Origin of the sequence: Dokdonella sp. (genome assembly GCF_049593775.1) — a bacterium.
In the GTDB taxonomy this organism is placed as follows: Bacteria; Pseudomonadota; Gammaproteobacteria; order Xanthomonadales; family Rhodanobacteraceae; genus Dokdonella.
Genome location: NZ_JBAWHJ010000320.1, coordinates 1 through 17,133, shown reverse-complemented (window position 1 = coordinate 17,133; position 17,133 = coordinate 1). Strand labels below are relative to the sequence as shown.

At 60.0% G+C, this 17,133-nt stretch carries 19 protein-coding genes; 6 read left to right on the top strand and 13 right to left on the bottom strand.

Going from position 1 to position 17,133, the window contains the following annotated elements; all coding sequences use genetic code 11:
* Positions 1–80: 80 nt before the first annotated feature.
* From lepB to WBP53_RS11185, 3 genes are all read left to right on the top strand, one after another.
* Positions 81–755: a signal peptidase I gene (gene lepB / locus WBP53_RS11195; protein ID WP_423928917.1), complete on the top strand. Its 675-nt coding sequence runs from the start codon at positions 81–83 to the stop codon at positions 753–755.
* Between the two features lie 267 nt (positions 756–1,022).
* The gene (locus tag WBP53_RS11190; protein ID WP_423928915.1) at positions 1,023–1,700 is read left to right on the top strand and encodes a DUF3011 domain-containing protein; all 678 of its coding nucleotides are present in this window, start codon (positions 1,023–1,025) and stop codon (positions 1,698–1,700) included.
* A gap of 144 nt (positions 1,701–1,844) precedes the next feature.
* On the top strand, positions 1,845–2,600 hold the full coding sequence (locus tag WBP53_RS11185; RefSeq protein WP_423928919.1) for a lytic transglycosylase domain-containing protein: 756 nt from the start codon (positions 1,845–1,847) through the stop codon (positions 2,598–2,600).
* A gap of 253 nt (positions 2,601–2,853) precedes the next feature.
* Here the strand turns inward: WBP53_RS11185 and WBP53_RS11180 are convergent, their stop codons facing one another.
* The 3 genes from WBP53_RS11180 to WBP53_RS11170 form a co-directional block, all read right to left on the bottom strand.
* Entirely contained in the window at positions 2,854–3,486 is a 633-nt protein-coding gene (locus tag WBP53_RS11180; protein WP_423928913.1) for a hypothetical protein, read from the bottom strand.
* Positions 3,483–4,151 (bottom strand): SOS response-associated peptidase, encoded by a 669-nt coding sequence (locus WBP53_RS11175; RefSeq protein WP_423928911.1) that lies wholly within the window; start codon positions 4,149–4,151, stop codon positions 3,483–3,485. The genes WBP53_RS11180 and WBP53_RS11175 overlap by 4 nt, the downstream gene beginning before the upstream one ends.
* A gap of 155 nt (positions 4,152–4,306) precedes the next feature.
* Positions 4,307–5,743, bottom strand: coding sequence for a choice-of-anchor Q domain-containing protein (locus WBP53_RS11170; protein WP_423928909.1), 1,437 nt, complete (start codon positions 5,741–5,743; stop codon positions 4,307–4,309).
* Between the two features lie 195 nt (positions 5,744–5,938).
* Here WBP53_RS11170 and WBP53_RS11165 point away from each other — a divergent pair, with 195 nt between their 5' ends.
* Positions 5,939–6,601 (top strand): DsbA family oxidoreductase, encoded by a 663-nt coding sequence (locus tag WBP53_RS11165; protein ID WP_423928907.1) that lies wholly within the window; start codon positions 5,939–5,941, stop codon positions 6,599–6,601.
* A 111-nt stretch (positions 6,602–6,712) separates the two neighbouring features.
* Here the strand turns inward: WBP53_RS11165 and WBP53_RS11160 are convergent, their stop codons facing one another.
* Entirely contained in the window at positions 6,713–8,206 is a 1,494-nt protein-coding gene (locus WBP53_RS11160; RefSeq protein ID WP_423928905.1) for a hypothetical protein, read from the bottom strand.
* Positions 8,207–8,289: 83 nt separating this feature from the next.
* Here WBP53_RS11160 and WBP53_RS11155 point away from each other — a divergent pair, with 83 nt between their 5' ends.
* Positions 8,290–8,868: an NUDIX hydrolase gene (locus tag WBP53_RS11155; protein WP_423928903.1), complete on the top strand. Its 579-nt coding sequence runs from the start codon at positions 8,290–8,292 to the stop codon at positions 8,866–8,868.
* A 165-nt stretch (positions 8,869–9,033) separates the two neighbouring features.
* Here WBP53_RS11155 and WBP53_RS11150 read toward each other — a convergent pair whose 3' ends face one another.
* The 9 genes from WBP53_RS11150 to rsmD form a co-directional block, all read right to left on the bottom strand.
* Entirely contained in the window at positions 9,034–9,429 is a 396-nt protein-coding gene (locus tag WBP53_RS11150) for an MAPEG family protein (protein WP_423928901.1), read from the bottom strand.
* 21 nt (positions 9,430–9,450) lie between these two features.
* A complete protein-coding gene (locus tag WBP53_RS11145; protein WP_423928899.1) occupies positions 9,451–10,143 on the bottom strand; it encodes a TMEM43 family protein in 693 nt (230 codons plus the stop codon).
* A gap of 25 nt (positions 10,144–10,168) precedes the next feature.
* Complete coding sequence (locus WBP53_RS11140; RefSeq protein WP_423928897.1) at positions 10,169–10,660, bottom strand: DUF4920 domain-containing protein; 492 nt, start codon at positions 10,658–10,660, stop codon at positions 10,169–10,171.
* 33 nt (positions 10,661–10,693) lie between these two features.
* Positions 10,694–11,563 carry an MBL fold metallo-hydrolase gene (locus WBP53_RS11135; RefSeq protein WP_423928895.1) on the bottom strand — a complete coding sequence of 290 codons (870 nt, stop codon included), beginning with the start codon at positions 11,561–11,563 and terminating at the stop codon, positions 10,694–10,696.
* 4 nt (positions 11,564–11,567) lie between these two features.
* Complete coding sequence (gene ggt, locus WBP53_RS11130; protein WP_423928893.1) at positions 11,568–13,559, bottom strand: gamma-glutamyltransferase; 1,992 nt, start codon at positions 13,557–13,559, stop codon at positions 11,568–11,570.
* Complete coding sequence (locus WBP53_RS11125; protein ID WP_423928891.1) at positions 13,556–13,813, bottom strand: YfhL family 4Fe-4S dicluster ferredoxin; 258 nt, start codon at positions 13,811–13,813, stop codon at positions 13,556–13,558. The genes ggt and WBP53_RS11125 overlap by 4 nt, the downstream gene beginning before the upstream one ends.
* Positions 13,814–13,857: 44 nt before the next feature.
* A complete protein-coding gene (locus WBP53_RS11120) occupies positions 13,858–14,367 on the bottom strand; it encodes a hypothetical protein (RefSeq protein ID WP_423928889.1) in 510 nt (169 codons plus the stop codon).
* A gap of 76 nt (positions 14,368–14,443) precedes the next feature.
* On the bottom strand, positions 14,444–14,941 hold the full coding sequence (coaD, locus tag WBP53_RS11115; RefSeq protein ID WP_423928887.1) for a pantetheine-phosphate adenylyltransferase: 498 nt from the start codon (positions 14,939–14,941) through the stop codon (positions 14,444–14,446).
* A 324-nt stretch (positions 14,942–15,265) separates the two neighbouring features.
* Positions 15,266–15,859 carry a 16S rRNA (guanine(966)-N(2))-methyltransferase RsmD gene (gene rsmD / locus WBP53_RS11110; protein ID WP_423928885.1) on the bottom strand — a complete coding sequence of 198 codons (594 nt, stop codon included), beginning with the start codon at positions 15,857–15,859 and terminating at the stop codon, positions 15,266–15,268.
* A gap of 77 nt (positions 15,860–15,936) precedes the next feature.
* Between rsmD and ftsY the strand changes: the two genes are divergently transcribed.
* Positions 15,937–17,091 carry a signal recognition particle-docking protein FtsY gene (gene ftsY, locus WBP53_RS11105; protein ID WP_423928883.1) on the top strand — a complete coding sequence of 385 codons (1,155 nt, stop codon included), beginning with the start codon at positions 15,937–15,939 and terminating at the stop codon, positions 17,089–17,091.
* The last annotated feature ends 42 nt before the right edge of the window (positions 17,092–17,133 follow it).

Sequence of the window (17,133 nt, the reverse complement as noted above, 5' to 3'; positions counted from 1 at the left end):
CCTTGCATACTTTCGGGCGTCGGGAAACTTTCATTGCGCCTTGCGTGTCCCTTTCCTCTCGACATAGAGGACAGCTCGACATGAGAACCTGGATCAGGAACAACCGAGGCCTGCTGACTTTCATTTTCTGTCTCGGCCTGTTCCGTACCGCAGTTGCCGACTGGAACCCGGTTCCCACCGGCTCAATGAGACCCACCATTCTCGAGGGCGATGTCGTCCTGGTTAACCGACTCGCCTACGATCTGAAGATCCCGCTGACCAATCTTTCGCTGGCCAGGCTTGGCGAACCCCAACGCGGTGACATTGCGACTTTCAGTTCCCCGAAGGACGGCACGCGCCTGATCAAGCGAATTGTCGGTTTGCCAGGGGATACGATTGAAGTGCGCAACAACCGGCTTTACGTGAATGGGCAGAGGGCCGCCTATACCGAACTGGAGCGCGTTACCGAAGAAGTCCGCCAAGGCATTTACGGCGAGGCAACTCGCCAGATCGAGCAGATCAACGGAAATCGTCGACAAGTACAGTTCTTTTCAACCAGGGGTTCGGATGTTTCATTCGGCCCCGTGCAGATTCCGGCAGATCAGTTCTTCATGATGGGCGACAATCGCAACAACAGCGAAGACTCGCGATACATCGGCTTTATTCCTCGCGAAAACCTGATCGGGCAAGCTGGTCACGTACTTGTATCGGCCGATATCAAGCGCGACTGGAGTCCACGCCTGGATCGCACACTCAGCCGACTGGATCAGGAATAGCGAAACACCGGCGCGTTCCGGATTCGAGCAACGCTTGGCATTGGCGGGTGCAATCTGATATCAATGGATTCGCTCGTCCACAAGCGTTCAATGCAATATTGCCGCGCGGCACGAACAGGGGGACTCCCGAATCCGTCGCGCGTGCAGCCGTTCCTGGTAGTGGTCGGGTGAATCGTCGCTGGATAGCCCAGCCCTGCTCGACTCAGCAGCTATTGCATCGGATTCGCTCTGGATGCGAAGGCTCTCAATCCAAAGGAACCGCATCCGATGAAATCACCAATTGCCGCGTCCTTGTGTGCAGTCGCCATGGTGCTTGCTGCAGGCTGGTCGCCCGCCGCAAGGGCCGACTACACCATTACTTGCGAGAGCAAGAGCAACCGCCACAACTCCTGCAGATTGAACCAGCCGGGCTACGTGACGTTGTCGAAGAAATTGTCCGGCTCCACTTGCCGCCAAGGCCGTGACTGGGACTTCGATCGCCGGGAAATCTGGGTCGATGACGGTTGCCGGGCAGAGTTCAAGGTCCACACGAAAGGAAGTGGAAAAAACAACAGCAGTGACAACAACAAGGCGGCCACGACTGCCGGCATCATCGTTGGTGCCGCCCTGCTCGGCGCATTGATCAGCAACAGCAAGAACAAGGACGATGCCAGATACTCGGATGAGAACTACTACGGCGGCCAGCACACTTCTTACGTGCCGCGCTGGATGGTCGGTACATTCGAAGGATACAACTCCATGTATGGCGTATCAGTGGAGCTCAATATCACCCCGGACGGACAGGTGCTTGTCGCCTCCGAGGGCAATACGTTCGAGGGCTGGATCAACGATGGTCGTCTGCACACGGGAGATTCCGTGTTCAATATGGATCAGGTCAACAACGGCTTCATCACCTCCCAGGTAGGTGATCGCGCCAACGAAGTCCGCTATCGACGGATTCGCTGAGCAGGCTGAATGGCCATGCCACGGGGCATGGCCCGTGCCTCAGGGCTTCGAGACATTTTCCTGATGAGGCACCGGCTCGTCCTCTGGAGACAACGAGCCCGGCGATCGCTGAATAGCGGTGTCTGGCCCGTTGTCCTGATGGCCATGATCATTGCGGCACTCCCTGCCGATGTAGAGGCCCGAACAGTTTGGCGCTGCCTTCATGATGGAACAGTGAGTCTGTCAACGGCGCCTGAACCGGGATCCACTTGTACGGCGCAGGAAGTTGACGACGATGCCGCCGCCCTGCCCAATCTATGGGGAACGATGGGCACCTTTCAGGGAACCCTCTATCAGCGTGAGCAGGACGGCAAGACTGTTTACGGCACACGCAACCTGCCCGGCTCGAAGCCCCTATTCGGCTTCGGCGTGGAATCCCCACCACACTCGCCGGCACACATCGGATTGGGCAAGGTCGGTCCTCCGCGACTGGACCTCTATCGCAATGAGTTCAGGTCTGCCGCGCGCAGCACCGGCATCGATGAGGCCTGGCTGCGCGCTATCGCGCATGCCGAAAGCTACTTTGATGCGGAGGCCGTTTCGGAAAAGGGAGCACGCGGCGTCATGCAACTCATGCCTGAGGTCGTTTCCGACTACTCCGTCGACAATCCGCATTCGGCCAAGGAATCCATTCTCGCTGGCGCCCGCCTCATCAAGGCACTTGATGCTCACTACGGAGGAGACCTCATTCTCGTCGCGGCGGCCTACAACGCCGGAGTCGGCACGGTAGACGAGTACGGCGGCGTTCCGCCCTACGAAGAAACGCAGGTCTATGTCGCCAAGGTGAGCAAGCTCTACGCCAGCTATAGAAAGGCGATAGGACTCCCCGCCCGGCCCATGCATCTGGTTCCTGCAAAGTAGCAGTCGCAAAAGGATGGGCAAGCTTGATGAAATCCTTCCCCCGCCGTCGAATTCGCTTATGCGCTTTCTTGCGACTCCATGAAACGGTGAATGTACATCCGGGAGCTCGGCGCGGTTCCGGCGAAGTAGACCGACATCCTTTGGCGAATTTCGATGGCCCCAGCCGACGATGGCCACGCCGATCAGACAAGGCACACCGACCTACTCCGATGGGAAGATCAGCCGGTGGGTGAAAATGGATGCCCTGGTCGATTCATCGCTCTGCACCGTGAGCATTGAAATAAGCGGCGAATCGATACTTGATGGCAGCCATGCTGGCGAAGTAGAGAAATCCGGCCACTACAATTGCATGTGATGCCGCTTGCGTAGCGCCGTCTGCGTGAACCTTGCCTTCATCGGGTGATGGCGGAATTCCCAGGTGCGGCCAGGGCAGCATGAAGGCCAAGCCTGTAAGCAGTACGAACAGGACAGTCGAGCCGCCCCATTGCAGTCCAAAATGGAAGGAGTCGTCATCACTCATGCGATTCGATATGACGTGTCGGATCTTGCCGAAAACGAAAATCAGCATGACTGCAGCTGGCCACCAGATTCCCGCCTTCAAACCCAACCAGCCGAAGAAGCCCAGGTAGAACGATCCCATTGCCGCGATTCCGAGAATCCGCTGCCAACGCTTCATGCCTGTCGAAACCAGAAAGAGCATCAACATGCCTGCGGCATGCAGGGAAGCGAACTCAATGACAAAGGCCATTTCCATGGCCTCGACTGTGGCGAAAAAGACTGAACCGGGCGCGATCCAGGTCCACAGGAATAGCAGTGCAGTGATCGCATCCAGTCCCGCAAATTGCAGCCGCTGCGACGCTGAGAGACCTGTGCGTTCGGAGTTCACAACGGGTCTATCAGTTGCGGACCTTGATTGCGCACGTTGCCGACTGCCTTGCTGACCGGATACCAGGTCAGATCGGGCAAGGGTGCTGCCTGTGCAATGGCTGATGCCTGCTCACTGCTCCCCTCGATCCAGTCGCGATGCACATCGGGCGGCAGCATCAACGGCATCCGATCGTGCAGCTTGGCAAGTTCGCCTTCTGCATCCATGGTCACAATGGAATAGGTTTCGATCGGCTCTGCATCTTTCGGGCTCCAGCGCTCCCAAAGGCCGGCGAACATCAGTACCGGCGAATCCACCGCATGAATGTAGTAGGGCTGCTTCTGCTTGCCCTCGCCCGGCCACTCGTAATAGCCAGACGCCGGAACCAGGCAACGACGAGACTTCCATGCAGATCGGAATGCCGGCTTGCTGCTGGCGGTTTCCGCGCGTGCATTGATCGTGCTGTAGGCGATCTTCGTGTCGCGCGCCCAGGCCGGAATGATGCCCCAGCGCATCTGCGTCGCTCTTGCCTTGCCTTCACCCTCACCCACCAGCACCCAGCCTGGCTGGGTGGGCGCCATGTTGTAGGCGGGATGCGGATCCTCTGTCGGCAGAGTCAGAGCAAGACCTCCTGAAAACTCCCAGATCTCGCGCCAGGTGTAGTAGCTTGAAAATCGCCCGCACATGAGCTTGCCCTCTGCCCGTGTCGCTGGGACGCAGTCATGCGGCAACAGCGATTCATTGATCGAGGGGAGCCATGGCACGCCATCGAGGCGCGCGCGTCAAGCACTGCGCGCCCAAGGCGATTCGTAGCAGCATCTACGCTGTGTGCGAATGAGCGTCAGTTGAAGTCGAATCCATCCGCGAATATGGCATCGCCTCGCCATTCGTAGGCGCCAAGGTCGATCGCCGTTCCCTGTGGTCTTGGCACGCCCTCGGCATCGATCAACGGTGCCAGCGTGGCACTGCCCGTATCAACCGCTGCGGTGCCGGGTAGCAAATGCATGTCGAGTGGCGGCGCAACAAACAATGCGCCCGCATTCGCGTTCACGAACTCAAGGTTGTGATCGCTGATCAGATTGTTTGCGGCCAACGAGAAATCAGTGGCCAGGTTGTTGCGCACGACGACATTCGAACTGGGCCGCCCATCCTTGTGCGCATGCACCATGATCCACGGCGGGCCGGGCGAACTGGCGTTGATGTCGATGACCGTATTGTTGACGATGCGCGAATCGCGCATGCCGTAGAAGCTGATGCCATGCCAGTGATCGGTGATCACCACGTTGTTCTCGACAACCCAGTCGACGAAGAATCCATCAAAGCAGCCGATGCCCTGCATGCTGGTGCGCAACGGATCGTTCGGATCGGTTGTGCTGATAAAGACATTGCCTCGCAATACCACGCCAGTGACTTCGCCGGTTCCGACACCTCCCGCACCGACCGACCAGCTCTGGAAGCCGTCATCGTGATTGGAATCAGGTGGATCGCCCACCTTGATGTTCTGCACACGGTTGTACTCGAACACCCCGCGATCCCCCAGGCCACGCAAACCGTCTGCGGAAAATCCGTCAATCAGATTCTGCCGGATGCGCGCGTCCGCACCGCCAACGCTGATCCCGAAACGCAGGTTGCGCAGCCGATTGCCGACCACGCTGATCCGGTCACCGCCGACATTGACCCCGCTCGATGCCAGGCTTAGCCAGTCCTGCGCGCTCCAGGAGGAAGCATCGGGAACGCTGAACAGGTCGCTGTCGGAAAGCTCGATATCCCAGGTTGGACCAAAATGATTATGGCTGTCGATCTTCACCATGGTTGTTGGTGTGTTGGTCGCCGCATGCGACGGACTGATCGAGAGTCCGCGCAGTACCCAGTTCTGCGCGGACTGCACGAGAAGGCTGCGCAGGCGGGGCGTTTGCCCGGATTGCGCGGCAATCGTTATCGGTGCCGCGTTGTAGAGATGGCTGATCTCGATGTCACCGTAGTAACCGCTTGCCAGCAGCAGGGTGTCGCCGGCCCGAACCGGAGCACCCGCGTTCACCTGCACCAGTGACATGCCGGACTGATACGGGAAGGAGGGCCAGTCGCGCGATTCGACCAGGTTGGCGTCCAGCACTGCCTGCAGCGATCGCCACGGCGCTGAGGCACTGCCGTCACCGTTGTCGCTACCGTTCACAGGATCAATATGGAATGTCGTTGCCAGGGCCGGGAATACCGGGAATGCCAGCAAGGCTGCAAGCGCCAGTCGAGCCGCCGCTCGTGCGAATGATGGAGCATCCATGGATTGGCGCCGGTATTTCAGGGAATAGTGATTCAAGCATCGAGCTGCACGCAAGAAGTTGAACCGCTTCACGGTCAGCCCAGCTTGATGTCATGCATCAAGGCTGACCTCCCCTCAGGCAGGCTGATCGGCAGATGGGCTTGATTGGCTCCGCCCAAGCCCAATCTGGGTAAGTCATGCAAACGAGGCCGTGTGATGAACACAACACAGATTCCAGCACCCCTTAAGATCGATTTCGTTTCGGACGTATCGTGCCCATGGTGCGCGATCGGGCTGAAGGCCCTTGAGCAGGCGATCGCTCGCGTCGGCGATGCAGTTGACGTCGAGCTGCATTTCCAGCCGTTCGAGTTGAATCCACAAATGCCGCCGGAAGGCCAGGATACGGCCGAACACCTGAAGCAGAAATACGGTTCCTCACCTGAACAGCTGGCTGCCAATCGTGAGGCAATTCGCGCACGTGGCGCGGAACTCGGGTTCACGTTCAACCAGCGCGACCGCATCTACAACACCTTCGATGCCCACCGCCTGCTGCACTGGGCTGGGCTGGAAAGCCGCTCCAGCGAGCTGGCGCTCAAGCAGGCATTGTTGCGCGCCTACTTTACCGATGGCGATGATGTCTCCTCACACGCCAACCTGGTCAGAATCGCGGCAAGCGCAGGGCTCGATGAAGGCAAAGCGCGGAAGATCCTGGAATCCGGCGTATACGCCGAAGACGTGCGCGCGCAGGAACAGAAATTCCTCAACAACGGTATCCACTCAGTGCCAGCAGTGATCATCAATGATCGCCACCTCATCTCGGGCGGGCAACCGGTTGAGGTATTCGAACAAGCACTACGGCAGATTGCGAGCCAGACCTGACCGAAGCACGCGGCATCGGCAAGAAAGCGGTTCGCCAAACGAAATCACCCGGCACAAGGCCGGGTGACTGGAAACCATTTCGTCCATGCTCAGGGCTGCTAGCTGCCTGAGCTACTCACCCTTCTTTTCCCTGGGCGGCGCAGTGGCTTCATCGAGCATGGTGGGCCGGGTGCGCATCATTTCCCTGCCTTCCTCCGGTGTCGCCTGGCGGGCGGGCTTCATTCCGCCGGCACTGATTCCGTTTTCACCCCAAGCGAATCGCATGTCGCTCTTGAAGATCTTCACCGGCTTCAGCTTGGACTCGTCGGTGACATCACCATACTGCCCATACAGGCCTTTCTGACTGTTGGCGATGTAGTAGAGATCCTTGCCAACCATGGTGCCGTATGTCGGCAGCTCGAAGGCCGGATTGGCGACATCCAGCGGCATCATCTTGGTCACGCCCCTGCCATCGGCCGAAAGGCTCAGACGGATCACGCGCTGTGGCGACATGCCATTCTCGATCGCGATCAGGTTGCCGTCGTACCAGTAGAGACCTTCGATTCCGCCGAGCACGAGCGTAGCGGTGTCATGTTCGACTGCAAAGCCGGTTCCCGTCTTGAGGTCTGCACCGAACAGGCCAAGGCCGTAGTCAGCGAAATACAGCATGTTGCCATCATCGCTGACGGCCATGCCGCGCAGGCTGGTCAGCTTGGGATTGGCGACAACGAGCTTGAGCTTGTCACCTTCGATGGTGAATATCTGGTTGTTCAGGCCATCGGCGGCGAACACCTGGCCACCCTTGCCCACCGTGATGCTGGAAAATGCGCGGGTACCCTGGGTGGACGGCAGCAGATATTTTTCCAGCAACTTTCCTGTCGAAAGCTTGAACTTGAAAATGCCTGTCTTGTTGAAGTCTTCCTGGCGGAAGCCCTTGAAATAGAGCGAGGAAGTAGAGGCCACATAGAGCAGATCACTATCCGCATCCACGGCCATGGCGTAGACGCTCCACAAACCGCTGCCATCCGCCGGGCTGATGAACTCGGTCAGCTTGCCGTTCATGTCGGCGAGATAGATCTTGCCCTCGCGCACGCTGCCGACCAGGAATTTCTTGCGCTTCGGATCCCAGGCAATCGACTCGAACAAGGTGTCGCCTTTCGGAAGTTCGAAGGCCACGCTGCCCTCACCGAACGGATTGAGGTTCATCTGCAGGGCCTGGACCACATACGACCAGGCTTCGGTCCCGTAGACCTTCTCGAAACGGGGATCATCGCTGAGGTCCGCACCGTAGCCCTGATCCTTCATTTTCAGGAGCAGGTCATACGTCTTGCTCTTGTCGCCCAGCTCGGCGTAGCTAAGCGCAAGCGCCATGCGCAGGTCGGCGGAATCGGGGTTGAGCTGGCTCAGTCGGGCCAAGGTCCAGCTCAGTCGCTGCAAGTCGCCCAGCCCCTTGTAGCCGGCAACCATGCGCTGCAAGACCGGAATCGAGGTGATTTCCTGGACGTCGGCCTCGGTAAACGTTGTCGCATCACGCTTGACGGGTGCATTTGATGCCGGCTTGTCGGCCATGGCCACTGAAAAAGACAGCAGCAGCACGCCACAACAAAGCAATCGCTTGATATTCATTGGTACAACCTTGGATGCTAGCGGGATTGGAGGCGGTGAAAAGACCACGCCATGCCCACGAAAGTTTCATGGAGCCCACAACGATGACCGAAACAGTGACGCTTTGCAACGGAACCTGGCTGCGCCTGAAGCGCCGCGGCCGCTGGGAGTTCGCCGAACGCACCAACCCGGGCGGGGGCGTCATGATCATGGCGGTCACGCCGGAGGACAAGCTGCTGTTCGTCGAGCAATACCGCCCTGCCCTGGAATGCATGACCATCGAGATGCCGGCTGGCCTGGTCGGCGACGATCCCGCAAGTGCAGCGGAAAACGCCGTGCAGGCGGCCCACCGGGAACTCATCGAAGAAACCGGCTACAAGGCCGGCCGCATGGATTTCATCATGTCAGGGCCTACTTCAGCCGGAATGAGCAACGAAATCCTCGCCTTCGTTCGTGCTTTGGACCTGGAACGTGTCAACCAGGGCGGCGGCGATGAAACCGAAGACATCACCGTGCATGAGGTTCCGCGCGCAGACGCCTCGCGCTGGCTGATCGAAAAATTGGCCAGTGGCTATTCGGTCGACCCCAAGATGTTCGCCGGCCTGTATTTCATCGAGCACGACGAAATGTTCCAGAGCGCGTCTGGCACATCCACGCACATTGGGCCTGAAAGCCACTCCTAGCCAAGGTCGTTGCCTCCTGCCGGCATCCCGCAGGCGAACCGCTGTTCGAGGCTATCGACTTGCTTGCCCTGCCACGAGAATCCCGTGGCTGCTGTGAGTTTCAGCGGCCGCCCCCGGGATTACGCGCCGGTACCGGTATCAGCTACTTTTCGAACCCGCGAATTATCAGATCGTGGCGCCGAGCAGGAACTGCCAGATCAGCAGCAAGGACATGCCGAGCAGGGCCAGCAGAGTCAGGCCCATGCCGAATAACCGGCCCTTGCTGACCCCTGACGATCCGGACATCCCGAACGCGTGCAGCAATCGGCCCAGCAGCAGCAGGATGCCGAACACATGAAGGATCCACGGCAAGGTCTGATTCCACTCCAGGCACAACAGCAGAATCAGGCCGATAGGCAAGGTTTCGGCCGCGTTGGCGTGGGCGCGTACGCGCTTGGCCAGATCCCTGTCGCCCCCGTCGCCAATTCCAATTCGCGCCGAGCGGCGCCTGGCGATAACCCGAAAGGCCAGCAGGATGATCAGCAGCGCCGACAGCGCCGCGTAGAGTCCGGTGATATGCATGGGTCGATTCTCTCAGGGGTGCTATTCGGCAGGCGCGGGAAGCAAACGGTTGCCGTCCTGCACGCCTACAAGCGTGACCGTGCCGGTTGGAACCATGTGGTAGGTAATGCGCAGATCACCAGCAATCGGATTGAGGAAATCATTCCCCGCGAAGATTCCGCCGTCGAGCTCGCTGAAGCTGGCGGCCAGATTGGCATGCATTTCCAGCAGCCTTACGGGCCTGGCCTGCATTGGCGCCTGTGCAGCCACGAGCTCCATGGACGGCGTGAATGCACCCAGCCGGACTCCATCCGCAAAGAACGTCTGCGATGCAAACGGAAACTGGCTGGGGTTCCTGTGTCCGAGCTTTTCGTTGAACTGAGTGGCATCGATCAACTCCGGAAACCATCCCAGGGTTTGCGTGCACGAGTCGGCGATGCAGCTCTCCTGCCACTGATACATTTCGACGCGACGCAAGAGGACTGCGGCAGCGCTATCGGTGACGCCCATCTCCTCGTCCGCAGCAGGCCGCTCGAACTCGAGCGTGCCCTGCACACTGACCAGCCGCCCATCGTTGAGTGGATCAACGGAACCTGATTCAACCGAAACGGTCACAACGGGCGCATCGGACTTTTCCAGGATGCCATTCCAGCCACCCAACATGCCGATGACGCCGATGATCATCAGCGACACCACGAGAATGGCTATCGGTACGATGCGTTCGCGCGCAATCATGGGCAGGTTCCTCGTTTTGACCTACTCAGACCGATTTCGGAATCAGCACCGAAACGGCATCGATCTGCAACTCGATTTCCTGCGCAGGCTTCGCGCCATCCTTCTCCAGGTGCGCAATTTCGTCGGCACCAAGCTTCTTTTCGGTCAGCGTGCCGTACACGACGGCTGGCCCGCTCGAATCCTTCGGCACGCCGAAACTGTGGTCGTGCATGTTCACTCGCGCATAGCGACCGCTCTCGCCAGTCAGGATGACCCAGCAACCCGAATTCTGGCAGACCTCGGTGATTCGTCCGCTGAATGCCATGGGCTTGCCGCTGAAATCGGCGGCCCTGGCGGAAACGGTGTCGATGTCCACGGCGGCTGGAGTCGGCTCCGGCATCCGTGTGCCGTAGACATCGCCGGCAGCGGTCTGCTCGATTGGCGCAATGCCCGCTACCTTCTTCTCGTGCTTGCCGGCGTCATCATGGGCAAATGCAGATGCGCTCAGCAGCAGGCTCAACAAAATGACTGTCTTCATGGCTACTCTCCGTTTTCCATTGCGTGAATATGCTCAGGCGGCCAGAGGCCGCCCCACCAGGGCTGCTTGCTCATCGGCTGTGCCGAATCGCCCCTTTTCGTCGCACGTGACCGAGGCCAGTGCGCACTCGGAATCGTGGGTGAAGAAAAGCCGCACATTTCGCGCCAGCTTGTCTTCGAGGAACGCCTTCTTTTCGTCAATCAGCAGTTCGGGGTAGCGGTCATAACCCATCGTGATCGGCAAGTGCACCCAGGGTCGCCCCGGAATCAGGTCGGCACAAAACACCACGCCACCTTGCTCAGACACGATCTCTGCAAGCATCAGGCCCGGTGTATGACCATTGGAAATCTCGAAGCGAACGGCGCTGCCCAATGCTTTCGAAAATTCGCCTTCGACAATTTCCAGGCGGCCGCTGTCGAGAAGCAACTGCGGCAATTCCGCGATGAACGAAGCGCGATCGCGCGGGTGCGGATGCAATGCGCGTTGCCAGTGTTCAGCGCCAACAACAAACGTCGCATTCGGAAACAGCAGCGAAGGCGACTTGCCTTCCTGCCAGGCTTCGAGAAGCCCGCCAGCATGATCGAAGTGGAGATGGGAAAGGACCACGACATCGATGTCAGCGTGATCGAAACCTGCTTCGGCCAGCGAATCAAGCAGCACATGATTCGACTCGACGACGCCGAATCGCTGCCTCAGTTTCGGCTCGAAGAATGCGCCGATCCCGGTCTCGAAAAGTACCGTCTTGCCGGCGAGGTCATCGGCCAGAAGTGCCCGGCAGGCGAGAGGGATGCCGTTGGATTCATCAGGTGCAATCCATTTCTGCCAGACCGCCTTCGGCGCATTGCCGAACATCGCGCCACCATCGAGGCGCTGGGAATTGCCCATGATCGACCAGAGTTTCATTTCGTCACTGCACCTTGCCGCTGCTCATTTCCTCGCGCGGATCCGAACCCGCGTGGAGCGTGTCCGAGGTGCGGTCCCAGCTGACCATGTTCATCAGGCCCCAGGTTCGCTCGGACTCGTTGACGATGTGACCCATCTCCTGCAGGGCTTGCGTCTCTTCACGCGTGAAGGCTCCCGGTTCGGCGGACACGACATCAGGCATGTACTGGTGGTGATAGCGCGGATTGGCCACGACTTTTTCCGGCAGGTCACCTTCGATAAATGCCTGGATGCCTTCGAAAACCATCGTGATGATGCGGCTGCCACCGGGCGTACCGATTACGCCGACACGGTCCTTGCCGATCACGAAACTCGGCGTCATCGAGGACAGCGGACGGCGACCCGCCGCAGGCGCATTGGCCTCTCCTCCCACCAGCCCGAACGCATTCGGCTGACCGGGCAGCAAGGCGAAATCATCCATTTCGTTGTTGAGCACGAATCCGGTACCGGCGACCACGAATCCCGAGCCGAGGGTCAGGTTGACCGTCTTGGTTACCGAAGCCATGTTGCCTTCGGCGTCAATGATCGAGTAGTGCGTCGTGTGTTCGGACTCTACCGGCGGCATGTAGCCCGGCAGCATGTCGCTGGGGGTCGCCTTTTCGGGATGGATCGATGCTCGCAGGCCTGCCGCGTACAGCGGGCTCAGCAACTCCGCGACCGGCATGGTGACGTAGTCCGGATCGCCCAGGTACTCGGCGCGATCACGATAGGCCCGGCGCATCGCTTCAACACCGAGGTGCGTCTTGTGCACGCGATCCATTTGAGCCAGATCGTAGCCGGCAAGAATGTTGAACATCTCACCCAGCGCGATTCCGCCCGATGAAGGCGGCGGTGCCGTTACGATTTGCCAGCCACGGTAATTGAGCGTGATCGGATCACGCTCCTTGACGGTATAGCGGGCCAGGTCTTCAAGCGTCCAGATGCCGCCAGCCGCCTGCACCGCATCGACCATGCGTGCCGCGAATTCGCCATGATAGAAACCCTGGTTTCCCTGGCTGGCAATCAGATCGAGCGTGTCGGCGATATCCGGATTCTTCCAGATGCTGCCAACCGCCGGCACCTGGCCATCGACCAGATAGAGCGCAACCGAAGCAGGCCAACGCTCGATGACGGGCTTGCGCCGCTCGATCGAGGCATTCAGGCGGGGATATACGGGGAAACCTTCGCGGGCGATGCGCATGGCCGGAGCCATCGATTCGCTGAGCGGGAGTTTTCCGTATTTTTCGGCGAGCCACACATACGCTGCCGGCTCGCCGGGAATTCCGGCTGACAATGGCCCGTTGATCGACTTGTCGCGATCCAGCTTGCCCTCGGCATCGGCCCAGAGCTCGCCCTTGCTGCCAGCAGGCGCCGTTTCGCGCGCGTCGAGAAAGAAGTTCCTGCCATCACTGGCCTGATGCAGCAGGAAGAACGCTCCGCCGCCCAGACCCGAACTCGATGGCTCGATCACCGCCAGCGTCGAACCGACCGCAATCGCGGCATCGAACGCATTGCCGCCAGCCGCCAGCACTTCAAGTCCGGCATCAGTCGCCATTTGATGCGAGCTGGCCACAGCTGCCTTGCCCGGACCGCCAGTCAGCATGCTCGCCAACCCGGTGGCCGGGGTCAGCGACGACGCCGAAGCAGGTGCAGGCGTGGCTGCCGTGGATGCTGCCTCTGTTGACGCCGTAGCCTGCTGACCCGTTTCATTGCCCTGGCAGGCAACCAGAGTCAGGCAGGCAGCGGCGAGGATCAGGCTACTGCAACGCCGAAAAAGTCTGCGTCCGCCATCCCAGCGCAGGCTGGACTGCGGAGGCAGGATGCCGGAGCGAACATTTGCGGCGCGAATGGCCCGGAGGACAAGCCGAGGAATCGTCGCGTCATCCAGTTCTGCTCTTGATTTGCAAAGAAAGAAACAAGAACTGGATCCCAGCCTGCGCTGGGATGACGGCGTGTTGAAGGATGCCTTGTATTTCATGCGCTCTCCGTGCCGGTCAGCGCCGCGTACTTGGCTTGCAGCTCTTCGGGCGTTTCGGGATGTTGCGGATCAAGGATGATGCACTCGACCGGGCAGACTTCGATGCATTGCGGAACGTCGAAGTGGCCTACGCACTCGGTACAGCTTGAGGGCGCGATCTCGTAGATCTCGCGCCCGGGTGCTATCGCCGTGTTCGGACAGACCGGCTCGCAGACATCACAGTTGATGCATTGATCGGTGATCTTGAGCGCCATTGCGGTGCAGGCTGGCGCGCAGCGTGGTGCTGCGCGCCGGCCACTTACTTCATTTCCGCGAATTTATAGGTGGCACCAGTCCTGGCCAGAGCTTCCTTGACTCTTTCGTTGTCGGCTTGCGAGCCGACGAACAGAACGGTGACGTCCTTGAAGGAGCCATCGCCAGCGTCAATGAACGCATCAAGGATCAGGTTGGCCGTGGTAGCCGATTCCGGGCCACCAAAGGCCAGCATGTTGCCGGGCAAGACGCCACGTGCGACGGCAAGGCTGACGTTGTCGAGCTGGTTGCTGCGATCGACCTCGGCTTTGCCATCGGTGCCGCCCGGAACGAAATACATGTACGGACGATTACTCTTGACGCCCTGCATGTTCTGCATGACGACAGCAGCCAGATACTTCTTCCACTCCGCGGGCGGCGAACCAGCCGGAGGCAGGGCCACGACCTCGACAGTTTCCTCGACTACTGCCACATCGGCTTCCTTCTTGTCGCAGGCAGACAGCACGAGGGCCATCGCACAGGTAGCAAGAAGAATGGAGAGACTCTTGTTCAACATGGTTTGACTCCTATCGGGGTACGGTTGAGGATACTCTGAACAAGTCCGCCAAGGTGCGGATCTGTGCAGAGAAGCCTCATGTCCAGCGCCGTGCAAGCGCCTTTTGGACGACCGGGTGGACGAATCCGGAAACATCGCCACCGAGTCGCGCAATCTCGCGCACCAGCGATGATGAAATGAAGCTGTACTGCTCGGCCGGGGTCAGGAACATGGTCTCCGCCAACGGGATCAGATGGCGATTCATGCTGGCGAGCTGAAATTCGTATTCGAAATCAGAAACGGCGCGCAATCCGCGCAGGATCACGCCAGCCTCGATCTCGTTGACGAAATTGGCCAGCAAGGTGGCGAAACCCCGGACTTCGACATTCTCGACCCCCGCCAGGGCCTCACGCGCCATTTCCAGGCGCTGATCCAGGCTGAAGCACGGCCCCTTGCTCTGGCTGTCGGCAATCGCCACCACCAGCCGGTCGAACAATGGCGCCGCCCGCATCACCAGATCGATATGACCATTGGTAATCGGATCGAAAGTGCCCGGATAAACCGCAACACGAGAGCGGGATGTAGGAACCGGCATCGCCCACCTGGAAAGCGTCTGGAATTCCCGCCTAGCTTAGCGGAATCACCTGAACACGACGATAGAGCCCTAGTTCGGCCCCAGGGAGGCCTGGATTGTGGCAATTACAGGGCGTGGGTTTCGACCTCGCGTCGCCTTTCAGCAGCCAAATGGCTGGTCAATCTCGTGACAGGCGCGGCTTTCGATCACTACCCCCGCTTTTCCGCTTCGTTGTTGGCTTCAGCCATGATGCCCTTGCTCCTGTTCTCCAACGAAAAGCATCACGCCTGAAGGCGTTTCCTGCGAAGAGCCGAACGACGGCACGCTTCCATCATTCATTCCGCGTTACCGCTTCGTTGTTCCCTCACCCCCATCCCGCCGGTACAGCCCGAACTGCACCTCTCCAGCCCGTCCATCGCGATGCCGGCTCCAGCTCTTTGGCAAATCCGGCAGCCTGCCCTGTGGCGCTTCCACATAAATCCAGGCATTTGCCGCCAGCCAGCCGTTCGCTTCCAGCCTGCGTGATGCTTCTGCCCAAAGATCCTGCGAGAACGGCGGATCGAGGAAAACCAGATCAAATGGCCTGGCGGCATGGGCCAACCAGCCCAGCGCATCTGCATTGACGACCGATACGCCATCAAGCTTCAGTCGGGCAAGGGTCACCTCCAACTGCCCGGCCAGACCCCGGTCACGCTCGACAAACACGCATTCGCCGGCTCCGCGCGAGCGCGCTTCGATGCCCAGGGCACCGGTGCCCGCGAAAAGGTCCAGGCAGCGCGCGCCTTCAATCATGGGAGCCAGCCAGTTGAACAGGGTTTCGCGGACCCGGTCACTGGTTGGACGCAACCCCTCCATATCCGCCACGTCGATGCGGCTGCCACGCACGCTGCCGCCAATGATGCGGAGTTTCCCTGAGCTGCGGTGGCTGCGGTTTGGCATGGTCGGGAGCATTCAGTCGGTGGTTCACGGACAGAGTGATAGCATGCCGCGCATTACCCCGCTCAACCAAGCCCGCAATGCTCAAGTTCTGGAAAAAGAAGCCTGCCGCCGAAACCGGGGTTGCGCAGAAGCCCGCCGACACCTCTGCGGATGAAGGTAGCGATCCCGGCCGCGTGAACACGCAGGAAGTCCCTGTCGCGCAGAGTCAGGCACCTGAAACGCCCATCGAACGTGCCATCACCGAGGAACGCCCGGTCGACCCGCGCCTGCTGCAAGCCGCACCGATGGCCGAAGCCGAGCGCCCGGAGAAGAAGAGCTGGCGTGATCGCCTCTCGGGCAGCGGTTTCTCGAAAGGCCTCGGCGGCCTGTTCGCACGCAATCCGAAACTGGATGAAGACCTGCTCGATGAGCTGGAGACCTGCCTGATCAGCGCCGACGTTGGCGTTGCCGCATCGACCGAACTGGTCGAAGACCTGCGCAAGCGTATTGGGGCACGTGAATTCGCCGATGCCGACGCCTTGCTTGCCGCACTTCGCAAGCGCCTGGTCGAATTGCTCAGGCCGGTTGAGCGACCGCTTGATGTCACTGGCCACAAGCCCTACGTATTGCTGATGGTCGGCGTGAATGGCGTCGGCAAGACCACCACGATCGGCAAGATCGCGCGCCGCCTGCTTCATCAGCAGCACGAAATCATGCTCGCCGCTGGCGACACCTTTCGCGCCGCTGCGGTCGAACAACTCCAGACCTGGGGCCAGCGCAACGGCGTCCACGTCATCTCGCAAGGGTCCGGTGCCGATTCCGCCAGCGTCATCTTCGACGCGCTGCAGGCCGCACGCTCGCGCAAGGTCGATGTACTGATCGCCGATACCGCCGGCCGCCTGCACACGCAGTCGGGGCTGATGGACGAACTCGGCAAGATTCGCCGCGTCCTCGCCAAGATCGATCCCGATGCGCCGCACGAAGTGCTCATGGTGATCGACGGCACCACCGGCCAGAACGCCATCGCCCAGCTCAAGCATTTCCGCGATGCCATCGGCGTCACCGGCCTGGTCGTGACCAAACTTGATGGCACCGCAAAGGGCGGTGTCGTGTTTGCCCTCCCCCGCGAATTCAACCTGCCAATCCGATTCATCGGCCTCGGCGAAGGCGCCGAAGACCTGCGCGTATTCAACGCCCAGGCCTTCGTCGACGGTATGCTGCCGGCATCAATGTCCAATCTCGCCAGCAATTAGTTGCTACTTCCTTCTCCCTCCGGGGGAAGGTGCCCGCAGGGC